This window comes from Kitasatospora sp. NPDC058478 (assembly GCF_042720345.1).
Lineage (GTDB): Bacteria > Actinomycetota > Actinomycetes > Streptomycetales > Streptomycetaceae > Kitasatospora.
In genome coordinates, this window is the sequence record NZ_JBHXML010000043.1 from 40,921 (window position 1) to 57,797 (window position 16,877).

Consider the following 16,877-nt stretch of genomic DNA (forward strand, 5'->3'; position numbering starts at 1 on the left):
GGAGTGGGGCTCCCGGCCCGGGGGCCCGTGGTGCGTCCGGCTGGTCAGGACGCTGTGGCGGCGTCGATCAGCGGTCGGTGGCAGGCCACCGCGCGGCCTGGTGCCACCTCCCGCAGCTGCGGCTCCTCGGTGGCGCAGCGGGTGTCGGCCAGCGGGCAGCGGGTGCGGAAGCGGCAGCCGCTGGGCGGGGCGAGGGGGGAGGGCGGGTCGGTGGGGAGGAGGCCGGTGTCGCGCAGCGGGCGGCCGGGTTCGGGGACGGCGGCGAGCAGGGCGGCGGTGTAGGGGTGGGCCGGGGCGGCGAGGACGGCTTCGGTGGGGCCGCGTTCGCAGATGCGGCCGAGTTGGAGCACGGCCACCTCGTCGCTCACCGCGCGGACCACGCCGAGGTCGTGGGAGATGAAGAGGCCGGCCAGTCCGCGTCCCTCGGTGAGCCCGCGCAGCAGGTTGAGCACGGTGGCCTGGGCCGAGACGTCGAGGGCGGAGACCGCCTCGTCGGCGATCAGGACGCGCGGTCCGGCGGCCAGGGCCCGGGCGATGGCGACGCGTTGGGCCTGCCCGCCGGAGAGCTGGTGGGGGCGGCGGTCGCCGAACAGGGCGGGCGGCAGGCCGACGGCCGACAGCTGCTCGGTGACGACCTGCTCGCGGTCGCGGGCCGGGTCGGGATGGGCGTCGAGGGGTTCGGCGACCAGGTCGCGGACCCGGCGGTGCGGGTTGAGGGAGGAGAGCGGGTCCTGGAACACCATCTGGAAGCGGGGCCGGACGGCCCGCAGGGCGCGCGGGGAGAGGGTGGCGAGGTCGGTGCCGTCGAGGGTGACGGTGCCGGTGGTGGGCGGGGGCAGCCGCAGCAGGGCCTTGGCGATGCTGCTCTTGCCGGAGCCGGACTCGCCGACCAGGGCGAGGGTGCGGCGGGGGTGGAGGGCCAGGTCGACGCCGCTGACGGCGTGCAGCGGGCCGGAGCGGGTGCGGTGGACGACGCTGAGGCCGGTGGCCTCCAGGACGGCCGTTCCGGGAGCGGCGGCGTCGGGAGCGACGGCTGCGGGGGCAGCGGCGTCGGGGGCGGTGGTCACGCCGCGGGCTCCAGTTCGTCGGGCGAGGAATCGGGCGAGGAATCGGGCGAGGGCGAAGGGGAGGACGAATGCGAGGACGACGGCGCGTCAGACGGCGCGGTGAGCGGGAAGTGGCAGGTGGCGGTGTGGCCGTCCGCCGCGGTGTGGGTGGGGGGCGCGGTCGTGGTGCAGAGGTCCGTCGCCAGTTCGCAGCGCGGGGCGAAGGGGCAGCCGGGGGTGGGCCGGGTGAGGTCGGGCGGCGAGCCGGGGATCGCGGGCAGGGTGCGGCGCAGCGGGCCGGTGACCCGCGGTACGGAGCGCAGCAGGGCCGCGGTGTAGGGGTGCCGGGGGTGGCGGGTGACGGCCTCGGTGGGGCCGGTCTCCACGATCCGGCCGCCGTACATGACGGCGATCCGGCGGGCCCGCCCGTACAGCAGGCCGATGTCGTGGGTGATCAGCAGGGTGGCGAGGCCGCGGCTGCGCCGGTGCTGGTCGAGCAGGTCGAGGACGGTGCGCTGGACGGTGACGTCGAGGGCGGTGGTGGGTTCGTCGGCGAGCAGCAGGGCGGGTTCGCCGGCCAGGGCGGCGGCGATGCCGACGCGCTGGCGCAGGCCGCCGGAGAGCTCGTGCGGGTGGGCGCGGGCCCGCCGGGCGGGGTCGGGGACGTCGACGGCGGCGAGCAACTCGGTGGCGGTGCGCAGCCGTTCGCGCCGGGAGAGCCGGCGCCGGTTGGTGAGGGACTCGGTGACCTGGTCGGCGATCCGGACCACCGGGTTGAGCGAGGTCATCGGGTCCTGGTGGACCATGGCGATGCCGGTGCCGAGCAGTTCGGCGCGGCGGGTGCGGGAGGCGGCGAGCAGGTCCTCGCCGTTCAGTCGGATCTCGCCGGTGGCGACGGCCCTGGTGGTGCGGGACTCGACGCCGAGGACGGCGCGGGCGAGCACGGACTTGCCGGAGCCGGACTCGCCGACCACGCCGAGGCACTCGCCGGCCGCGATGGTGAGGCTGACGCCGTGCAGGACGTGCAGGGCGCGGCCGTCGGGAGTGTGCAGGACGGTGTCGAGCGAGCGGACGTCGAGGACGGGAACGCCGAGGTCGGGTCCGCCGAGGTCGGGTTCGTCGGGGGCAGGGGAGTGGAGGGCAGGGGAGTGGAGGGCAGGGGAGTCGAGGGCAGGGGAGTCGAGGTCGGGGGCGGAGGTCATCCGCGCGCTCCCTTCGGGCCGGCGGGGCCACCCGAACGCAGGTGCTCCCCGAGGTAGTTGAGGGCGAGGACGGTCAGGCAGAGCACGGCCGCGGGTGCCAGCGAGATCCACGGCGCGCTGCCGAGGGCCGTGCGCCCCTCGGCGATGATGCCGCCCCAGGAGGGCTCCGGCGGGCGCAGTCCGAAGCCGAGGAAGCTGAGCGAGCCCTCGGCGACGATGGCGACGGTGGTGGCGGTGAAGGCGAAGGTGAGGGCGGCCGGCACGACGTGCGGGACGATGTCGCGGCGCAGGATGCGCAGCGGGGCGGTGCCGAGCATGCGGGCGGCCTGGACGAAGCCGCGCTCGCTGAGCGAGAGCACGACGGCGCGCACCACCCGGGTGAAGTGCGGGACGGTGAACAGCCCGATCAGCGTGCCGATCACGGTGAGGCTGGGGCCGCGCAGCGAGACCACGATCATCACCAGGATCAGGCTGGGCACGGACATCAGCAGGTCGGTCGCGAAGCCGATCGCCTTGTCGAGCGGGCCGCGGAACCAGCCGGCGGCGAGGCCGAGCGTTCCGCCGCCGAGCAGGCCGACCAGGATGGTGAGGGCGGCGACGGTGAAGGAGGCGCGGGCGCCGGCGACGGTGCGCTGCAGGACGTCCCGTCCGGCGCTGTCGGTGCCCAGCCAGTGGCCGGGGCCGGGGGCGGCGGCGGGGTGGGCGAAGTCGCCGTGCAGCGGGTCGAATCCGGGCAGCAGGGGCAGCAGCAGCGCGGCGAGGGCGACGACGGCCAGCCAGGCCCCGGCGGCGAGCACGCCGGCGGGGGGCCGGCGGCGGCGGGTGGTGCGCGCCGGGACCGTCTCGACGGTCACGACGGTGGTCTCAGCGGTGCTCATGGGCGATCCTCGGGTCGATCGTGCGGTACAGCAGGTCGACCGCGAAGGTGGCCGCGACCACGCCGAGGGCGCTGACCACCACCACGGCCTGGACGACGGGGAAGTCCCGGCCGGAGATGGCCCCGGCGGCCAGGCTGCCGACGCCGGGCACCGCGAACAGCGACTCGACCAGCACCGAGCCGCCCAGCGAGGTGCCGATGCCGATGCCGACCAGGGTGACCAGCGGCAGGCTGGAGGGCCGCAGGGCGCGGCGCAGCAGCAGCCGGGTGGTGCCCATGCCGCGGCTGCGGGCGGCGGCGATGTACGGCTGGTCGAGGGTGTCGAGCAGTTGTCCGCGCAGGGTGCGGGTGAACACGGCGGCCTCGGTGAGGCCGAGGGTGAGGGCGGGCAGCACCAGGTGGCGCAGGTTCTCGGCCGGGTTCTCGGTGAACGGGGTCCAGCCGGTGGCGGGCAGGACGCGCAGTTGGACGGCGGCGAGCCAGATGAGCAGCAGGCCGAGGGCGAAGCCGGGGACGGCGAGCCAGCCGAAGGTGCCGGCGGTGGCGATCCGGTCGAAGGTGCCGCCGGGGCGCCAGGCGGAGAGCAGGGCGACGGGCACGGCCAGGGCGAGTGCCACCAGCTGGGCGGCGAGGAAGAGTTCGAGGGTGACGGGGATGCGGTCGGCGAGTTCGGTGGTGACGGCGGCTCCGGTGGACAGCGAGTGGCCGAGGTCGCCGTGCAGGGCGTCGGCGATCCACTGCCAGGTGGCGGCGAACAGGTTGCGGTCCAGGCCGAGCCCGGCCTCGTAGGCGGAGATCTGCTCGGGGGTGGCGGTGGGGCCGAGGGCGGCGACGGCGGGGGAGCCCGGCATCAGGTGGGGCAGGTACAGGGCGGCGACGGTGACCAGCAGCAGCACGGCCGCGGCGCGGCCGAGCCGCCCGCCGTGGCGCAGCGCGGTGCGGGTGCGGGGGGTCATCGCTTCACCCACAGGGGGGCGGGGGAGACGTTGAGGACGGTGCGCTTGGACAGGTCGGGCAGTCCGCCGACCTTGGCGGAGCCGAGGAAGCCGACGGTGTTCTCGGTGAGGAAGGCCATCGGCACCTCGCCGACGACCCGCCGGGCGGCCTGCTGGTAGGCGGCCGCACGCTGGGCGGTGTCGGTCGAGGAGCGGCCCTCGGCGATCGCCTTCGAGGTCTCCGGGTCGGACCAACTCATGAAGTTGTACGGCGAGTTGGGCAGGTAGAGGCTGGTGAGCGCGGTGTCGGTGTCGCCGAACATGCTGGTGGGGAAGTCGATCACCTGGAACTTGCGCTGGAGCATCGCGGTGCCCAGGCCCGCGGCGTCGAGCGGCTTGATGGTCACCTTGATCCCGGCCTCGCCGAGCATCTGCTGGAGCACGGTGGCGCGCTGCTGGCCCTCGGGGCGGCTGTCGACGAGGTAGTCGAAGGCGAGGTCGGGGTGGCCGGACTCGGCGAGCAGGGCCCGGGCCTTGGCCACGTCGTGGGCCGGGTACCCGGGGGCGGTGCGGTACGGGGAGCGGGAGCCGATCGGGCCGTCCGAGACGGCGCCCTGGTCGAGGGAGACGACCTTCTCCAGGGCCTCGCGGTCGATCGCGTACTGCACGGCCCGGCGGACCCGCACGTCGTCGAAGGGCGCCGACGTGGTGTTGAAGACGATGGTGGTGGTGCCGCCGGGCCCGGTGGCGCTGCGCAGCCCGTCGGCGGCGGCCTGCTTGAGCTGGCCGGGCGTCTCGGTCCAGATCAGGTCGGTGTCGCCGGAGCGCAGCGACTGGTAGCGGCTGTCGGTGTCGGTGAGCACCCGGTAGACGAGCTTGTCGGCGTGGCCCTTGGCGCCCCAGTACGCGGGGTTGCGGGCGAGGGTGACGGAGACTCCGGGCTGCACGCTCTCCACGGTGTACGGGCCGGAGCCGACGGCGGGGGAGTCGCCGGCCGGGGCCTCGGAGACGTAGCCGAGGGAGCGGGTGAACAGGTTGGGGAAGGCGGCGTCGGGCGCCTTGAGGGTGAAGGTGAGGGTGGTCGGGCCGGAGACGGTGGTGGCGCCGATGGTGGCTGCGTCGATGGCGCAGGCGCACTTGCTCTCCGGCTTGGCGAGCCGGGTGACGTGGTCGGCGACGGCCTGGGCGTCCAGCGGCTTGCCGTCGCTGAACTTCACGCCCTCGTGCAGGTCGAGGGTCCAGACCGTGGCGTCCGCGTTGGGGGTGAAGGACTTGGCGAGGTAGGGCTGGACGGCGCCGTTGTCGCCGTTGACCATCAGCGGGTCGTACAGGGCGTTGGCGAGGACCATCATCGGCATCGAGGTCAGGGTGCCGTCGGCCGGGTCGAGCTTGGCGAACGGCCGGTCCAGGCCGATCTTGAGCGTGCCGCCGTCCACGGCCGGCCCGTCGTTCGCCGCGCCGGTGTTCCCGGCGCCGGCGCCGGAGAGCGCGTCGTCGGAGGCGGAGCAGGCGGTGAGGGTGAGCGCGGCCGTGCAGGCCGCCGCTACCAGGAGGTGGGTGTGCCGCTTCATGGTTCCTCGGTTCGGGGGAGGGGGGAGGGGAGCGGGGGCGGCCTGGGGGAGTGCGGCCGCCGACGCCCCACACCATTCCGGAAGTGGCAGTACTGCCAAAAGGCAGTTGTGCAAATTTCAGATGACGAGACCCGGAAGAGTCGGCACTCGCCTTGAGCGAGCACGGTCGGACGTGATTCGGTACTGACAGCCGCCCCCTCGGCGGCCCCATCCACACTCAACTCACCGAGAGGAAACGGAAGAACCATGCAGGGGACGGACACCGCGGCGGAGCAGGGCATGCGCGACCGCAAGAAGGCGCGTACCCGCGACAGCATCCGCACCGCGGCGCTCGACCTCTTCGAGGAGCAGGGCTTCGAGCGCACCACCGTGGACCAGATCTGCCGCCGCGCCGACATCGCCCACCGCACGTTCTTCCGCTACTACCCGGCCAAGGAGGCGCTGCTGTTCGGCTGGGACTTCGGCCAGGCCATCCTCGACGCCTTCGCCGCCGCCCCCGCCGAACTCCCGCTCTGGGCCGCGCTCGACCACGCGCTGACCGCCACCGGCGGCCGGCTCGAAGAGCCCGTCGAGCACACCGAGCGCCGCCGCCGGCTGCGCCGGAGCCTGATCGAGGTGCAGGGTTCCGTGCACAACTACGCCGTGGTCGTGATCGACGGCTTCACCGAACGCACCGTCACCATCGCGGCCGAGCGGCTCGGCGTCGACCCGGCCACCGACCTGCGCCCGACCGCGCTCGGCGCGCAGTTCGGCGGCATGGTGCGCCACCACGTCCTGATCGCGTCCGAGACCGGCACGGTGGCCGAATGGCGCCAGGCCTACCGGGACGTGCTCGACACCGCCGGCTGACCCGAGCCGACAGCCCTGCACCTCTACACCCCGTCACCGCGACACCCCTGGGCGATGCCGCCGGCCGTCCGGACGGCACCGCACGCCCTTTCCGCCCCCCTCCCCCCCTTCGCGCGGCCCGCCGCGCACCTTCACCACCTGCTTCGCACTTCCCGAAAGGCCCCCGCATGTCCCTGGTCAACTTCCGCGACCCCGCAGCGCTCGCCGACCCCGCCGGCCGGTGGATCCGCCCCGGCACCCTGTTCCGCTCCGCCCAGCCCTTCCCCGCCGCCGACGAGACCGTCGTCGCCCAGCTGCGCGAGCACGGCATCACCACCATCGTCGACCTCCGGGGCGAGCCCGAGAGCCGCCCCGAGGACTGGGCCGCCGCCGAGGCCGCCGGCATCGCCGTCGTCCCCGCCCGGATCGAGCCGACCAACGACGAACTGGCGCAGGCCATGCGGGCCATGACCACCGCGGAGGACCTCGGCGCCTTCTACCTGCTGATGGCCGAGTCCGCGCCGCAGGGGCTGGCCGCCGCCGTCGAGGCCGCCGTCCGCCCGGGCGGCGTGCTGGTGCACTGCGCGGCCGGCAAGGACCGCACCGGGCTGCTCACCGCGCTGCTGCTGGAGCTGCTCGGGGTGCCCGCCGAGGAGATCGTCGCCGACTACGCCCGCACCAACGAGGCGATCGAGCAGATCTGGGCCGGCCTCGCCGACCGCAACCGGGCCGCCCTCAACGAGGTCGAGGCCGGCCGGATGGTCGTCCCCGCCCCGCTGCTGGAGGCTCCCGCCGGGGCGATGAGCACCTTCCTCGACCTGGTCCGCGCCGAGAACGGCGGCGCCGAGGGCTTCCTGACCGCCTGCGGGGTCGGCGCCGAGACCCTGGACGCCTTCCGCGCCAAGGCCGCCGCCCGTACAGCCGCCGGTGCCGAGGCCCGCACCGCCGCCCGCACCGAGGCCGGTACCGCCGCCCGTACCGCCGCGTCGAACACCGCCGAGGTGACGGCATGCTGACCCTGCTGCGGCACACCGACGGCACGCCCTTCCGCGACCTCAACCACAACGGCACCATGGAGCCCTACGAGGACCCGCGGCTGCCCGTCGAGGAGCGGGTCGAGGACCTCCTCACCCGGATGACCTTGCAGGAGAAGGCCGCGCTGATGCTGCACGGCCGGATGCTCCCCGGCGACCAGGGCCCGTTCCCCTCCGGCGCCCGCCTGATCACCGAGCGCGGCCTCACCCACTTCGCCATGATGGCCGTCCCCGACCCGCGCGCGATGGCCGAGTGGAACAACCACGTCCAGGACCTCGCCGCGGCCGGCCGGCTGGGCATCCCCGTCACCCTCTCCTCCGACCCCCGGCACGGCTTCACCGCCAACCCGGCCACCGCCCACACCGGCGGCGGCTTCAGCACCGGCCCCGAGCCGATCGGCCTCGCCGCCACCGACGACCCCGACCTGGTGCGCCGCTACGCCGACCTGATCCGCCGCGAGCTGTGCGCCGTCGGCATCCGGGTCGCCATCCACCCGATGGCCGACCTCGCCACCGAGCCCCGCTGGGCCCGGATCAGCGGCACCTTCGGGGAGGACCCGGAGCGCGCCTCGCGGATGATCACCGCCTACATCGAGGGCCTCCAGGGCGGGCCGATCGGCCCGGACAGCGTCGCCTGCATGACCAAGCACTTCCCCGGCGGCGGCCCGCAGGCCGGCGGCGAGGACTCGCACTTCGCCGCCGGGCGCCGACTGGTCTACCCCGGCGGCGAGTTCGAGACCCACCTGCGCCCCTTCGAGGCGGCCTTCGCCGCGGGCACCGCGCAGATCATGCCCGCCTACGCGATCCCCTCCGGCAGCGGCCTCGACGAGGTCGGCGCCAACTTCAACCGGGACGTCATCACCGGCCTGCTGCGCGGTCGCTACGGCTTCGACGGCGTGGTCTGCACCGACTTCAACGCCATCACCGGCATGGACGTCCCCGGAGTGGTCACACTGCCCCCGCGGCACTGGGGCGTCGAGGAGCTGTCCGTCGCCGAGCAGGTCGTGCTCACCCTGGACGCGGGCGCCGACCAGCTCGGCGGCGAGACGGACCCGGAGCTGATCCTGGCCGCCGTCCGCTCCGGCGCGGTGACCGAGGCCCGGCTCGACGAGTCGGTCCGCCGCATCCTGCGCGACAAGTTCCGCCTCGGCCTCTTCGCCGACCCGTACGTCGACCCGGAGGCCGCCGCCGACCTGGTCGGCGCCCCGGAGGGCCGGGCGCTCGGCCGCGAGGTCCAGCGCCGCTCGGTGGTCCACCTGGCCGGCGAGCCGCGCACCGCCACCCGGCTGTACGTCGAGGGCATCGACCCCGCCGTCGCCGCCGGGTACGGCACCCTCGTCGAGGACCCGGAGCGGGCCGAGCTGGCCGTGATCCGCCTCGCCACCCCGTACGAGCGGCGTGAAGGGATGCTGGAGCAGCACTTCCACAGCGGCTCGCTGGAGTTCGAGCCGGCCGAGGTCGACCGGCTCACCGCGCTGGCCGCCACCGTGCCCACGGTGTTCGCCGCCCAGCTGGAGCGGCCCGCCGTGCTCACCCCGCTCGCCCCGCACGCGGCGCTGCTGATCGGCGAGTTCGGCGCCGCGGACGAGGTCGTGCTGGACGCCGCGCTCGGCCGGGCCCCGATGACCGCGACGCTCCCGTTCGACCTCCCCCGCTCGGACGCCGCCGTCGCCGCCTGCCGCGAGGACGTGCCCTTCGACACCCGCGCCCCGCTCTTCCGGCACGGGCACCGGGCCGCCGGGGAGGGCTGAGGCACCCTGGCCGGGGCCGCCGGGGCCTGCCACCGACCAGTGGCAGGCCCCGGCGCGGGTGGAGCCGATCCGCTGATCAGACCGGATGAATTACCGGCGCTCTCGCCCGTCCACCGGTGTGTGCGGCCGACCGATCGGGTACCGGTGCATTCCGTCCGCCTCCCCCATCCGGCCCGCGCGGCCCAGACCTGGAGGTCCGCATGTCCACCGACTCCAGCGCACGGAACTGCCCGTTCGACTTCGCCGAGACCCTAGAGTTCGACCCGACGCTCCGGCAGCTCATGAACGACGCACCGGTCAGCCGCATCCGCCTGCCCTACGGCGAGGGGGAGGCCTGGCTCGTCACGGGCTACGACGACGTGCGCACGGTGACCACCGACCGGCGGTTCAGCCGCCACGCCATCGTCGGCCGGGACTTCCCGCGCATGACCCCGGAGCCGATCGTCCAGGCCGAGGCGATCAACGTCATGGACCCGCCCGCCAGCGCCCGCCTGCGCAGCCTGGTGTCCAAGGGCTTCACCCCCGACCACATCGAGCGGATGAGGGAGCGCACCCAGCACGTGGTGAACGGGCTGCTGGACCGCATGCGGGACCAGGGCCCCCCGGCCGACCTCATGGAGCACCTGGCCCATCCGCTCCCGCTGATCACGATCTGCGAGGTCCTGGAGATCCCCGAGGCCGACAGCGCCCAGCTGCGCGCCAACGCCCGGACGATGATGGACGTGAGCCTGGCCAACAAGCCGAACGCGGTACGCGCCAAGGCCGACCTGCGGGCGTACTTCGCCGAGCTGACCGCCGAACGGCGCAGGAACCCCGGCGACGACCTGATCAGCGTGCTGGCCACGGCCCGCGACGGCGACGAGGTCCTCGACGAGAAGGAACTCACCGTGATGGCCATGGTCCTGCTGATCACGGGCCAGGACACCACGACGTACGAGCTCGGCAACCTCTCGTACACCATCCTCAGCCGGCCCGACGTGCTCGCCGCACTGCGCGAGCGGCCCGAGACGCTCTCCCGCACGCTCCAGGAGCTGCTGCGCTTCATCCCCTTCCGCAAGGGCGTCGGCATCCCCCGGGTGGCCCTTGAGGACGTGGAGCTGAGCGGGGTGACGATCCCGGCGGGGGACATCGTGCACGTCTCCTACCTGACGGCCAACCGGGACGGCCGCAGGTTCGACCGGCCCGACGAGCTGGACCTGGAGCGGACCAGCCCCTCCCACATGACCTTCGGCTGGGGCGCGCACCACTGCCTCGGCGCGCCGCTGGCCGTCACCGAACTCGAAGTCGCCCTCGGGACGCTGCTGGAGCGCTTCCCCAGGATCGCGCTGGCGAAGCCGGCCGCGGAGCTGGCGTGGAACACCACGTCCATCTGGCGCTATCCGCTGGCGCTGCCGGTCACCTGGTGACGGTGCCCCCACGCTCCGGCGGCCGCCCGCAGCCACCCGCTGCCGGAAACACCGCGCACGTCGGCCCGCACACCCCGGGGTGTGCGGGCCGACATGCGGGACGGGCCCGCCTTCCGTAAATTGGGCTAGGTGGCCTGAACCAACTTGCGGCCAGCACGACCGCCCGCACCGCGATCAACCGATGCTCGCCCGGTCGGCTCGTCGGCCGCTGAGTTGGGTCCCGCCCGGTGCGTCCCGCCGACCGCGCCCTCCGCGCGTCCGGCTCGCAGCGGCTGCCGTCGAGTGGTGAAATCCCGCCCCGCCAGGGTCGCACCGGGAACACCGCTCGTCTGGAGGAAGTGCCGTGGCAGTTCTGTGCAAACCGGCGATAGACGTACCCGAGCACGTCATCACCAACGAGGAGACCATCGAGCTGGCGCGCAGGCTCCACCCCGACCATCCACAGCTCGAACTGGCGCTGCGTCTCATCAAGAACACCGGAGTGCGCAAGCGGCACCTGATCCAGCCCATCGAGGTGGTGCTGAAGCACCCGGGGTGGGACGAGCGCAGTGCCGTCTTCGCGGCGGAGTCGAAGGCCCGCGTCCCGGCGGTGGTGATCAGGGCCCTCGAACAGGCCCAAGTGGAGGCGTCCCAGATCGACTTGATCGTCTATGTGTCGTGCACCGGTTTCATGATGCCGTCGCTCACGGCGTGGCTGATCAACAGGCTGGGCTTCCGGCCGGAGACCCGGCAGCTGCCGATCGCCCAACTGGGGTGTGCGGGCGGCGGTGCGGCGGTGAACCGGGCCCACGACTTCTGCTCGGCCTACCCGGGCGCCAACGTGCTGATCGTGGCCTGCGAGTTCTGTTCGCTGTGCTACCAGCCCACGGACCTGGGCGTGGGCTCGCTGCTGTCCAACGGCCTGTTCGGCGACGGGATCGCCGCCGCCGTGGTCCGGGGCGAGGGCGGGACCGGAATGCGGTTGGAACGCAACGGCTCGTACCTCATCCCGGACACCGAGGAGTGGATCTCCTACGCGGTCCGCCCCACCGGATTCCACTTCCAGCTGGACAAGAGGGTGCCGGGGACGATGGAGCCGCTCAGCCCGGCCCTGCGCGCGGTGGCGGAGCAGCACCAGTGGGACGTGGGCACGCTGGACTTCTACATCGTCCACGCCGGCGGCCCACGGATCCTGGACGACCTCAGCCGCTTCCTGGAGGTGCCGCCCGAGGCGTTCCGCTTCAGCCGGGCCACCCTCACCCAGTACGGCAACATCGCCAGTGCGGTCGTACTCGACGCCCTGGCCCGGATGTTCGACGAGAAGTCGGCCCTCGACGGGCACCAAGGGCTGCTGGCCGGGTTCGGCCCGGGGATCACCGCCGAGATGTCCCTGGGCACCTGGGCGTCGTCGGAATCCTGATCGGCGGCCGGGCCGGGCACCAGGTGCCCGGCCCCGCGTCCGTCGTTCAGAGGGCCGGGGGCCGGGGGCCGGGGGCCGGGGGCAGGGGGCAGGGGGCCGGGCGCTGGGTCAGGGCCCGGGCAGGTGCGGTCGCGCTGCGGAGCGCGCGAAGCTCGCCGATACTGAGCCAACGGGCAGTGACGGAACGTCGCGTCGGCGCTACGGTCCGACACGCCCGGCCCGCGCCGGCGTGCGCGCGGCGGCCACCGAGCAGGGCCGCCGGAAGCCACGACCGGCGACCACTGGCCCGGCGGCGTACCGACCGCCCGGCCCTGGACGGAAAGACCGGGAATGCTGAACCGACGAGACCTCTTGAAAGCCGCCGCGATAGGCGGCCCGGCGGTCCTCTTCCCCTGGGACCGCGCACCGGGCGGGGCCCGGGTCTCGTCCCTGGCGTTGTCGGCCGCGCCGGCCACGCAAGCCGCTCCGGCCGCGCACGCCGCGCCGCCCAGGTCGGAGGCCAAGCGGTCGGCCGCCCGGATCACCCCCTTCGAGCACGCCATGCCGGTGCCCCCCGTGCTGAACCCGGTGTCGCGGACGGACTCCTCGGACCTGTACCGGCTGCGGATGGCCGATACCCAGGCGGAGATCGTCAAGGGGCTGCTGACCACCGTCCGGACCTTCGGCGGCTGCTTCCCCGGTCCGACCATCCGGGCGGTCAGAGGGCGGGAGGTGGTGGTCCAGCAGACCAACGACCTGCGCGTGCACACCTCCGTCCACCTGCACGGCGGCCAGGTGCACTCGCGCTACGACGGCCTGCCGATGGACCTCGTCCAGCCCGGCGAGACCCGCGAGTACCGCTACCCCAACGAGCAGGTGGCCGCCTCGCTCTGGTACCACGACCACGCGCACGAGCTGGAGGCCGAGAACGTCTACCGCGGCCTGGCCGGCGCCTACCTGCTCAGCGACCCGCACGAGAGCGGCCTGCCGCTGCCGAACGGCGAGTTCGACATCCCGCTGCTGATCCGGGATGCCCGGATCGAGACCGACGGCAGGCTGGTCTACACCGACCCGTACGCGTGCCCGCACATGCTGGTCAACGGCAAGGAGCGGCCCTATTTCCAGGTGGCCGCGCGCAAGTACCGGCTGCGGGTCTTCAACGTCTCGCCCAACCGCCATGTGTCGCTGCGCCTCGCCGACGGCCAGCCGTTCACCCAGATCGCCTCGGACGGCGGACTGCTCGCCGCGCCGGTGACGCTGCACGAGCTGACCCTGACCGGCGCGGAGCGCGCCGAGATCGTGGTCGACTTCGCCCGCTACCCGGTCGGCGGATCGGTGGTGCTGGAGAACACGGCCGCGCTGGAGAGCGAGCGGACCGAGGTGCTGCGCTTCGACATCACCCGGACGGCCGAGGACCGGAGCCGGATTCCGGACGTCCTGGCCACCCTGCCGCCGATCCCGAAGGCGACGGTGCACCGGGAGTTCGCGCTGACGACCTTCCCGGACGCCAGGATCAACGGGCGCAAGTACGACCCGAAGCGGACCGACGTGCGGACCACCGTCGGCAGCAGCGAGATCTGGACGATCCGCAACCACCTCACCCGCCCGCCGGCCGGGGTCTTCCACGCCCCCCACTCCTTCCACACCCACCTGGTGCAGTTCCGCGTGCTGGACCGTGACGGGGTGCCGGTCGGCCCGGCCGAGGCCGGGCTGAAGGACACCATCACGGTCCACCCGGGGGAGAGCGTCCGGATCGCCATGACCTGGGGCGAATATCCGGGCGAGTACGTCTACCACTGCCACCACATGGTGCACTCCTCGCACGGCCAGATGGGCCGGATCGACGTGCTGCCCGCAGGATCGAAGGACTCCGGGCGGGAGTCGGAGGACGCCTTCGCCGACTCGTCCCGGTCCACCGGATCGTCGGCGGCCGGAGCCTCGGCGGCAGGAGCCGGTCGACGGCGGTGGCGACGGCGCAACCGGCACCACCACCACCATGCGGGCCACCACCGCCGGCACCGGGGACTGCGGTGAACCCGGAACCGAACGGCAGGCCGGCCCGGACGAGGAGTTGAGCCTGGCCGCGCGCCGATGCTGAACCGGAGATGCTGAACCGGCGATGCTGAACCGGCGGTGCTGAACCGGCGGTGCTGAACCGGAGATGCTGAACCGGCGGCGTCCCAGAAGTCTGGGATACCGCCGGTCGGCGCCGCCGTCCAGGATCAGTACGGACGATCCCGCTGGCGCGCCTGCGCCGTGTAGGCGGGCGGAGCCAGCTCTGGAGCCGTCCATGACCATCTTGTTCGAGCCTGGCGTCCCCCGGCAGGAACCCGCGGACCACCGGGCCTTCACGGGTGAACTGTTCGGGCGAGCACGTGAGACCGCCGAGCTGCTGCGGCTGCTCGCCGACCCCGCCGTACCCGGCGTGCTGCTGCACGGCCTTCCGGGCAGCGGCAAGACCCGGCTGGCGTTCGCGGTCGCCGAGCAGTACCGGGCGGCGGGCGGGACGGCCGGAACTCCGGGGCCAGCCGAGCTGCTGACGGCCGATCAGGTCGAGCCGGGCGACTACCTAGCGCTGCTGGCCCGGTGTGCCCCGCGCGGGGCGAAGGTGCTCGCCACTGGTCGGCTGTCACCCGCCGGCGGCGGCGTGGCGTACCGGGTGGACCCCCTGGCCGTTCCGGTGGACTGGTCACCGACCGATCTGGACGCCTTCTGCCGCACCCCTGCGGTGCAGGTCTTCACGGCCGCCCGGCGGGCCTGGAGTCCGGGCTTCACGGTGACCTCCCGGAACCAGCAGACCGTGGGCCGGATCTGCGTGGAACTCCGGGGCCTGCCAGGTGCGTTGGTGCTCGCGGCCCGGGTGGCGGCGCTGGAGGGCATCGGCACCGTGCTGGCCGCACTCGGCGGGGCGGAGGCGGGCGGCCTGGTGGCCGCCTATGTCGAGCCGCCCGTCCCGTCGCCCGTCCCGCTGCCCGTCCCGTCGGCGGACCGGTCGCCGGGACGAGGGGTAGGACGAGAGGCGGGACGACCATCAGGACGGTACGGCCCGCTCGGCGCCGACGCGGCGCGGCTGATGTCCTGCACACCCCTGTTCGCCGGCGGGTTCGGGCCCGAGGCGCTCCGGGCGGTGGCCGGGATCGCGCCGAGTGCCTTCCCGGCGGCGCTGGAAGCCCTGCTCGACCGGCAGTCGCTGACGCTGGAGGACCGGCCGTCCGGCCGATTGGACGGTGCGGCCGAGACGCGACTGTACGTGCCGTTCGGCGACCTGCCCGAGGTCCGGCCCGCCGGCGGCCCGCTCGTCGTCCTCACGCTCCGTCATGCGCGCTACTACGCCCGGCTCGCCGCCGGGGCCGCCCGGCGGCTGGCCGCCGGCGATCAGCCGACAGCCCTGCTCGCCCTGCGCGCCGAGGAGGCCAACCTCCGGCTGGCGGTCGACACACTGACCCGGCACGGGTTCACCGCCGAGGCCCTCGACCTGATGGAGCAGTTGCTCGCCCACGCCCGAGTCGTCGGCCTCGGCCCGGACTGGGCCGACCGCCCCGCCGTGCCGATCGGCGCCACCAGCCCAACCGGCCCTGCCGGAATCACCGGTGGGCGAGCGCGGGTCCGGCTCGCGCTGATCCGCGCCGAGGCCCGACTGATCGACGGCGACCACGAGTTGGCGAGCGCCCTGCTGGACGAAGCCGAGGCGGCCTCATCCGTGCCCGACCGATCCCGGACCGCGCCCGACGAACCCTCCACGGCGGCCCGACTCCTGCGGCTGCGGGGCCTGACCGGATGCGACCGGGACCCCGACCGAGCCCTCGCCGCACTCACCGGGGCAGCAGCGCTCCTCCGTGCGGCCGACGACGAACCGGCGTCCCTGCGCGTCGAGTTGGAGGCCGCCCTGGCCGAGCTTCGGCTCGGCCGGACCGGGCCCGGCGGCGCACTGGCGGGCCGGGTGCTGACCGCGGCCCGACGCCGGGGGGACGTGCTGCTGGCCGGAACGGCCCTGCTGCACCTGGGCCTGCTCGCCGCCGCCGGAGGCGATCCGTCCGCGTCCCGCGCCCACTACGTCGAGGGGCTGGCCCAGCTGCGCCCACTCGGCGCGGTCGCCACGCTCGGCGCGCTGGTCGGCCTGGTCGCGAGTCCCCTGCGCCCCGCACCGGCGCGGGCGACCGACGCCGCCCGGCTGCTGGGCAGCTTCCATCCGGGGCGAGCCGGCATTCCCGGCGACCCCGCGGATCCCGACCTGGCCACCGCTCGGCTGCTGCCCGGCATCCGCCGCCGGCTCGCCGAGGACGAGTTCGCCCACGCGCTGGCAGCCGGCGCGGCCACCGCGCTCCTGGACCTGCTCTGCTCCCTCTCCCCCGTCCTCCCCCTCGCCGAGTCGGACTCCGTCGAGGCACCGCCGAGGCAGCAGTTGACCAGCCGCCAACTGGAGGTCTCGCTCCTGGTGGCCGACGGACTGAGCAATCATCAGATCGCGCGCCGCCTGGGCATCTCGGAGTGGACGGTGGTCAACCACCTCCGCGAGACGATGCGGCGGTTGCAGTGCTCCTCGCGGGTCGGCGTCGCCGGCTGGGTGCACCGCTCCGGCCGCCGGGCGGGCCCCGCCCGCAGCGCGCGGCGGGGCCCGGACGACGTGACGCTCGACGAGTCCGTCAGCCGATGATGGTGATCGTGACGAGCGAGAGGACGACGAGCGAGACGCTCGGGGTGACCTCCAGCTCCGCCGGGACGCCGGCGACTCCGGTGCTGGCGAGCTCCGCGATCGCGGCGTTCGGCGTGGTGTAGGCGGCGCAGCCGCCCATCAGATCAGCAGTACTCATGTCGAACTCCCTTGAGATGGAAGCGAAATCAGGTCTGT

At 74.1% G+C, this 16,877-nt stretch carries 12 protein-coding genes and 1 pseudogene; 7 read left to right on the forward strand and 6 right to left on the reverse strand.

The features are described 5' to 3' along the window. Window positions 1-44: 44 nt before the first annotated feature. Genes ACFWPT_RS23805 through ACFWPT_RS23825 form a run of 5 tightly spaced genes read right to left on the reverse strand, consistent with a single transcriptional unit; the run spans window position 45 to window position 5,631 of the window. On the reverse strand, window positions 45-1,067 hold the full coding sequence (locus ACFWPT_RS23805; protein WP_380484076.1) for an ABC transporter ATP-binding protein: 1,023 nt from the start codon (window positions 1,065-1,067) through the stop codon (window positions 45-47). Continuing rightward, window positions 1,064-2,248 carry an ABC transporter ATP-binding protein gene (locus ACFWPT_RS23810; RefSeq protein WP_380484078.1) on the reverse strand — a complete coding sequence of 395 codons (1,185 nt, stop codon included), beginning with the start codon at window positions 2,246-2,248 and terminating at the stop codon, window positions 1,064-1,066. The genes ACFWPT_RS23805 and ACFWPT_RS23810 overlap by 4 nt, the downstream gene beginning before the upstream one ends. Next, complete coding sequence (locus tag ACFWPT_RS23815; protein ID WP_380484080.1) at window positions 2,245-3,126, reverse strand: ABC transporter permease; 882 nt, start codon at window positions 3,124-3,126, stop codon at window positions 2,245-2,247. Before ACFWPT_RS23815 ends, ACFWPT_RS23810 begins: the two co-directional genes overlap by 4 nt. After that, a complete protein-coding gene (locus ACFWPT_RS23820; protein WP_380484082.1) occupies window positions 3,113-4,081 on the reverse strand; it encodes an ABC transporter permease in 969 nt (322 codons plus the stop codon). The genes ACFWPT_RS23815 and ACFWPT_RS23820 overlap by 14 nt, the downstream gene beginning before the upstream one ends. After that, complete coding sequence (locus tag ACFWPT_RS23825) at window positions 4,078-5,631, reverse strand: ABC transporter substrate-binding protein (RefSeq protein ID WP_380484084.1); 1,554 nt, start codon at window positions 5,629-5,631, stop codon at window positions 4,078-4,080. The genes ACFWPT_RS23820 and ACFWPT_RS23825 overlap by 4 nt, the downstream gene beginning before the upstream one ends. A 246-nt stretch (window positions 5,632-5,877) precedes the next feature. Here ACFWPT_RS23825 and ACFWPT_RS23830 point away from each other — a divergent pair, with 246 nt between their 5' ends. From ACFWPT_RS23830 to ACFWPT_RS23860, 7 genes and pseudogenes are all read left to right on the forward strand, one after another. Further along, a complete protein-coding gene (locus tag ACFWPT_RS23830; protein WP_063352100.1) occupies window positions 5,878-6,480 on the forward strand; it encodes a TetR family transcriptional regulator in 603 nt (200 codons plus the stop codon). A gap of 167 nt (window positions 6,481-6,647) precedes the next feature. After that, window positions 6,648-7,475 carry a tyrosine-protein phosphatase gene (locus ACFWPT_RS23835; RefSeq protein WP_380376295.1) on the forward strand — a complete coding sequence of 276 codons (828 nt, stop codon included), beginning with the start codon at window positions 6,648-6,650 and terminating at the stop codon, window positions 7,473-7,475. Continuing rightward, entirely contained in the window at window positions 7,469-9,244 is a 1,776-nt protein-coding gene (locus ACFWPT_RS23840; protein ID WP_380376298.1) for a glycoside hydrolase family 3 protein, read from the forward strand. Before ACFWPT_RS23835 ends, ACFWPT_RS23840 begins: the two co-directional genes overlap by 7 nt. A gap of 200 nt (window positions 9,245-9,444) precedes the next feature. After that, window positions 9,445-10,650 carry a cytochrome P450 gene (locus ACFWPT_RS23845; protein WP_350876052.1) on the forward strand — a complete coding sequence of 402 codons (1,206 nt, stop codon included), beginning with the start codon at window positions 9,445-9,447 and terminating at the stop codon, window positions 10,648-10,650. 334 nt (window positions 10,651-10,984) lie between these two features. Continuing rightward, a pseudogene (locus tag ACFWPT_RS23850) lies at window positions 10,985-12,049 on the forward strand (type III polyketide synthase); the annotation flags it as partial. Window positions 12,050-12,379: 330 nt separating this feature from the next. Then, the gene (locus tag ACFWPT_RS23855; RefSeq protein WP_380484086.1) at window positions 12,380-14,062 is read left to right on the forward strand and encodes a multicopper oxidase family protein; all 1,683 of its coding nucleotides are present in this window, start codon (window positions 12,380-12,382) and stop codon (window positions 14,060-14,062) included. Between the two features lie 256 nt (window positions 14,063-14,318). Continuing rightward, window positions 14,319-16,682: a LuxR C-terminal-related transcriptional regulator gene (locus ACFWPT_RS23860; protein ID WP_380484088.1), complete on the forward strand. Its 2,364-nt coding sequence runs from the start codon at window positions 14,319-14,321 to the stop codon at window positions 16,680-16,682. On the opposite strand, the gene ACFWPT_RS23865 is transcribed toward ACFWPT_RS23860, so the two are convergent. Continuing rightward, window positions 16,672-16,839, reverse strand: a complete 168-nt coding sequence (locus ACFWPT_RS23865; protein WP_380484089.1) for a hypothetical protein — start codon at window positions 16,837-16,839, stop codon at window positions 16,672-16,674. The genes ACFWPT_RS23860 and ACFWPT_RS23865 overlap by 11 nt on opposite strands. Window positions 16,840-16,877 lie beyond the last annotated feature (38 nt).

What these genes read in the sequence shown, in the direction of transcription:
- ACFWPT_RS23810 (WP_380484078.1), bottom strand. Translation starts at nt 2,248, where the DNA reads ATGACCTCCGCCCCCGACCTCGACTCCCCTGCCCTCGACTCCCCTGCC.
- ACFWPT_RS23815 (WP_380484080.1), bottom strand. Translation starts at nt 3,126, where the DNA reads ATGAGCACCGCTGAGACCACCGTCGTGACCGTCGAGACGGTCCCGGCG.
- ACFWPT_RS23820 (WP_380484082.1), bottom strand. Translation starts at nt 4,081, where the DNA reads ATGACCCCCCGCACCCGCACCGCGCTGCGCCACGGCGGGCGGCTCGGC.
- ACFWPT_RS23825 (WP_380484084.1), bottom strand. Translation starts at nt 5,631, where the DNA reads ATGAAGCGGCACACCCACCTCCTGGTAGCGGCGGCCTGCACGGCCGCG.
- ACFWPT_RS23830 (WP_063352100.1), top strand. Translation starts at nt 5,878, where the DNA reads ATGCAGGGGACGGACACCGCGGCGGAGCAGGGCATGCGCGACCGCAAG.
- ACFWPT_RS23835 (WP_380376295.1), top strand. Translation starts at nt 6,648, where the DNA reads ATGTCCCTGGTCAACTTCCGCGACCCCGCAGCGCTCGCCGACCCCGCC.
- ACFWPT_RS23840 (WP_380376298.1), top strand. Translation starts at nt 7,469, where the DNA reads ATGCTGACCCTGCTGCGGCACACCGACGGCACGCCCTTCCGCGACCTC.
- ACFWPT_RS23845 (WP_350876052.1), top strand. Translation starts at nt 9,445, where the DNA reads ATGTCCACCGACTCCAGCGCACGGAACTGCCCGTTCGACTTCGCCGAG.
- ACFWPT_RS23855 (WP_380484086.1), top strand. Translation starts at nt 12,380, where the DNA reads ATGCTGAACCGACGAGACCTCTTGAAAGCCGCCGCGATAGGCGGCCCG.
- ACFWPT_RS23860 (WP_380484088.1), top strand. Translation starts at nt 14,319, where the DNA reads ATGACCATCTTGTTCGAGCCTGGCGTCCCCCGGCAGGAACCCGCGGAC.
- ACFWPT_RS23865 (WP_380484089.1), bottom strand. Translation starts at nt 16,839, where the DNA reads ATGAGTACTGCTGATCTGATGGGCGGCTGCGCCGCCTACACCACGCCG.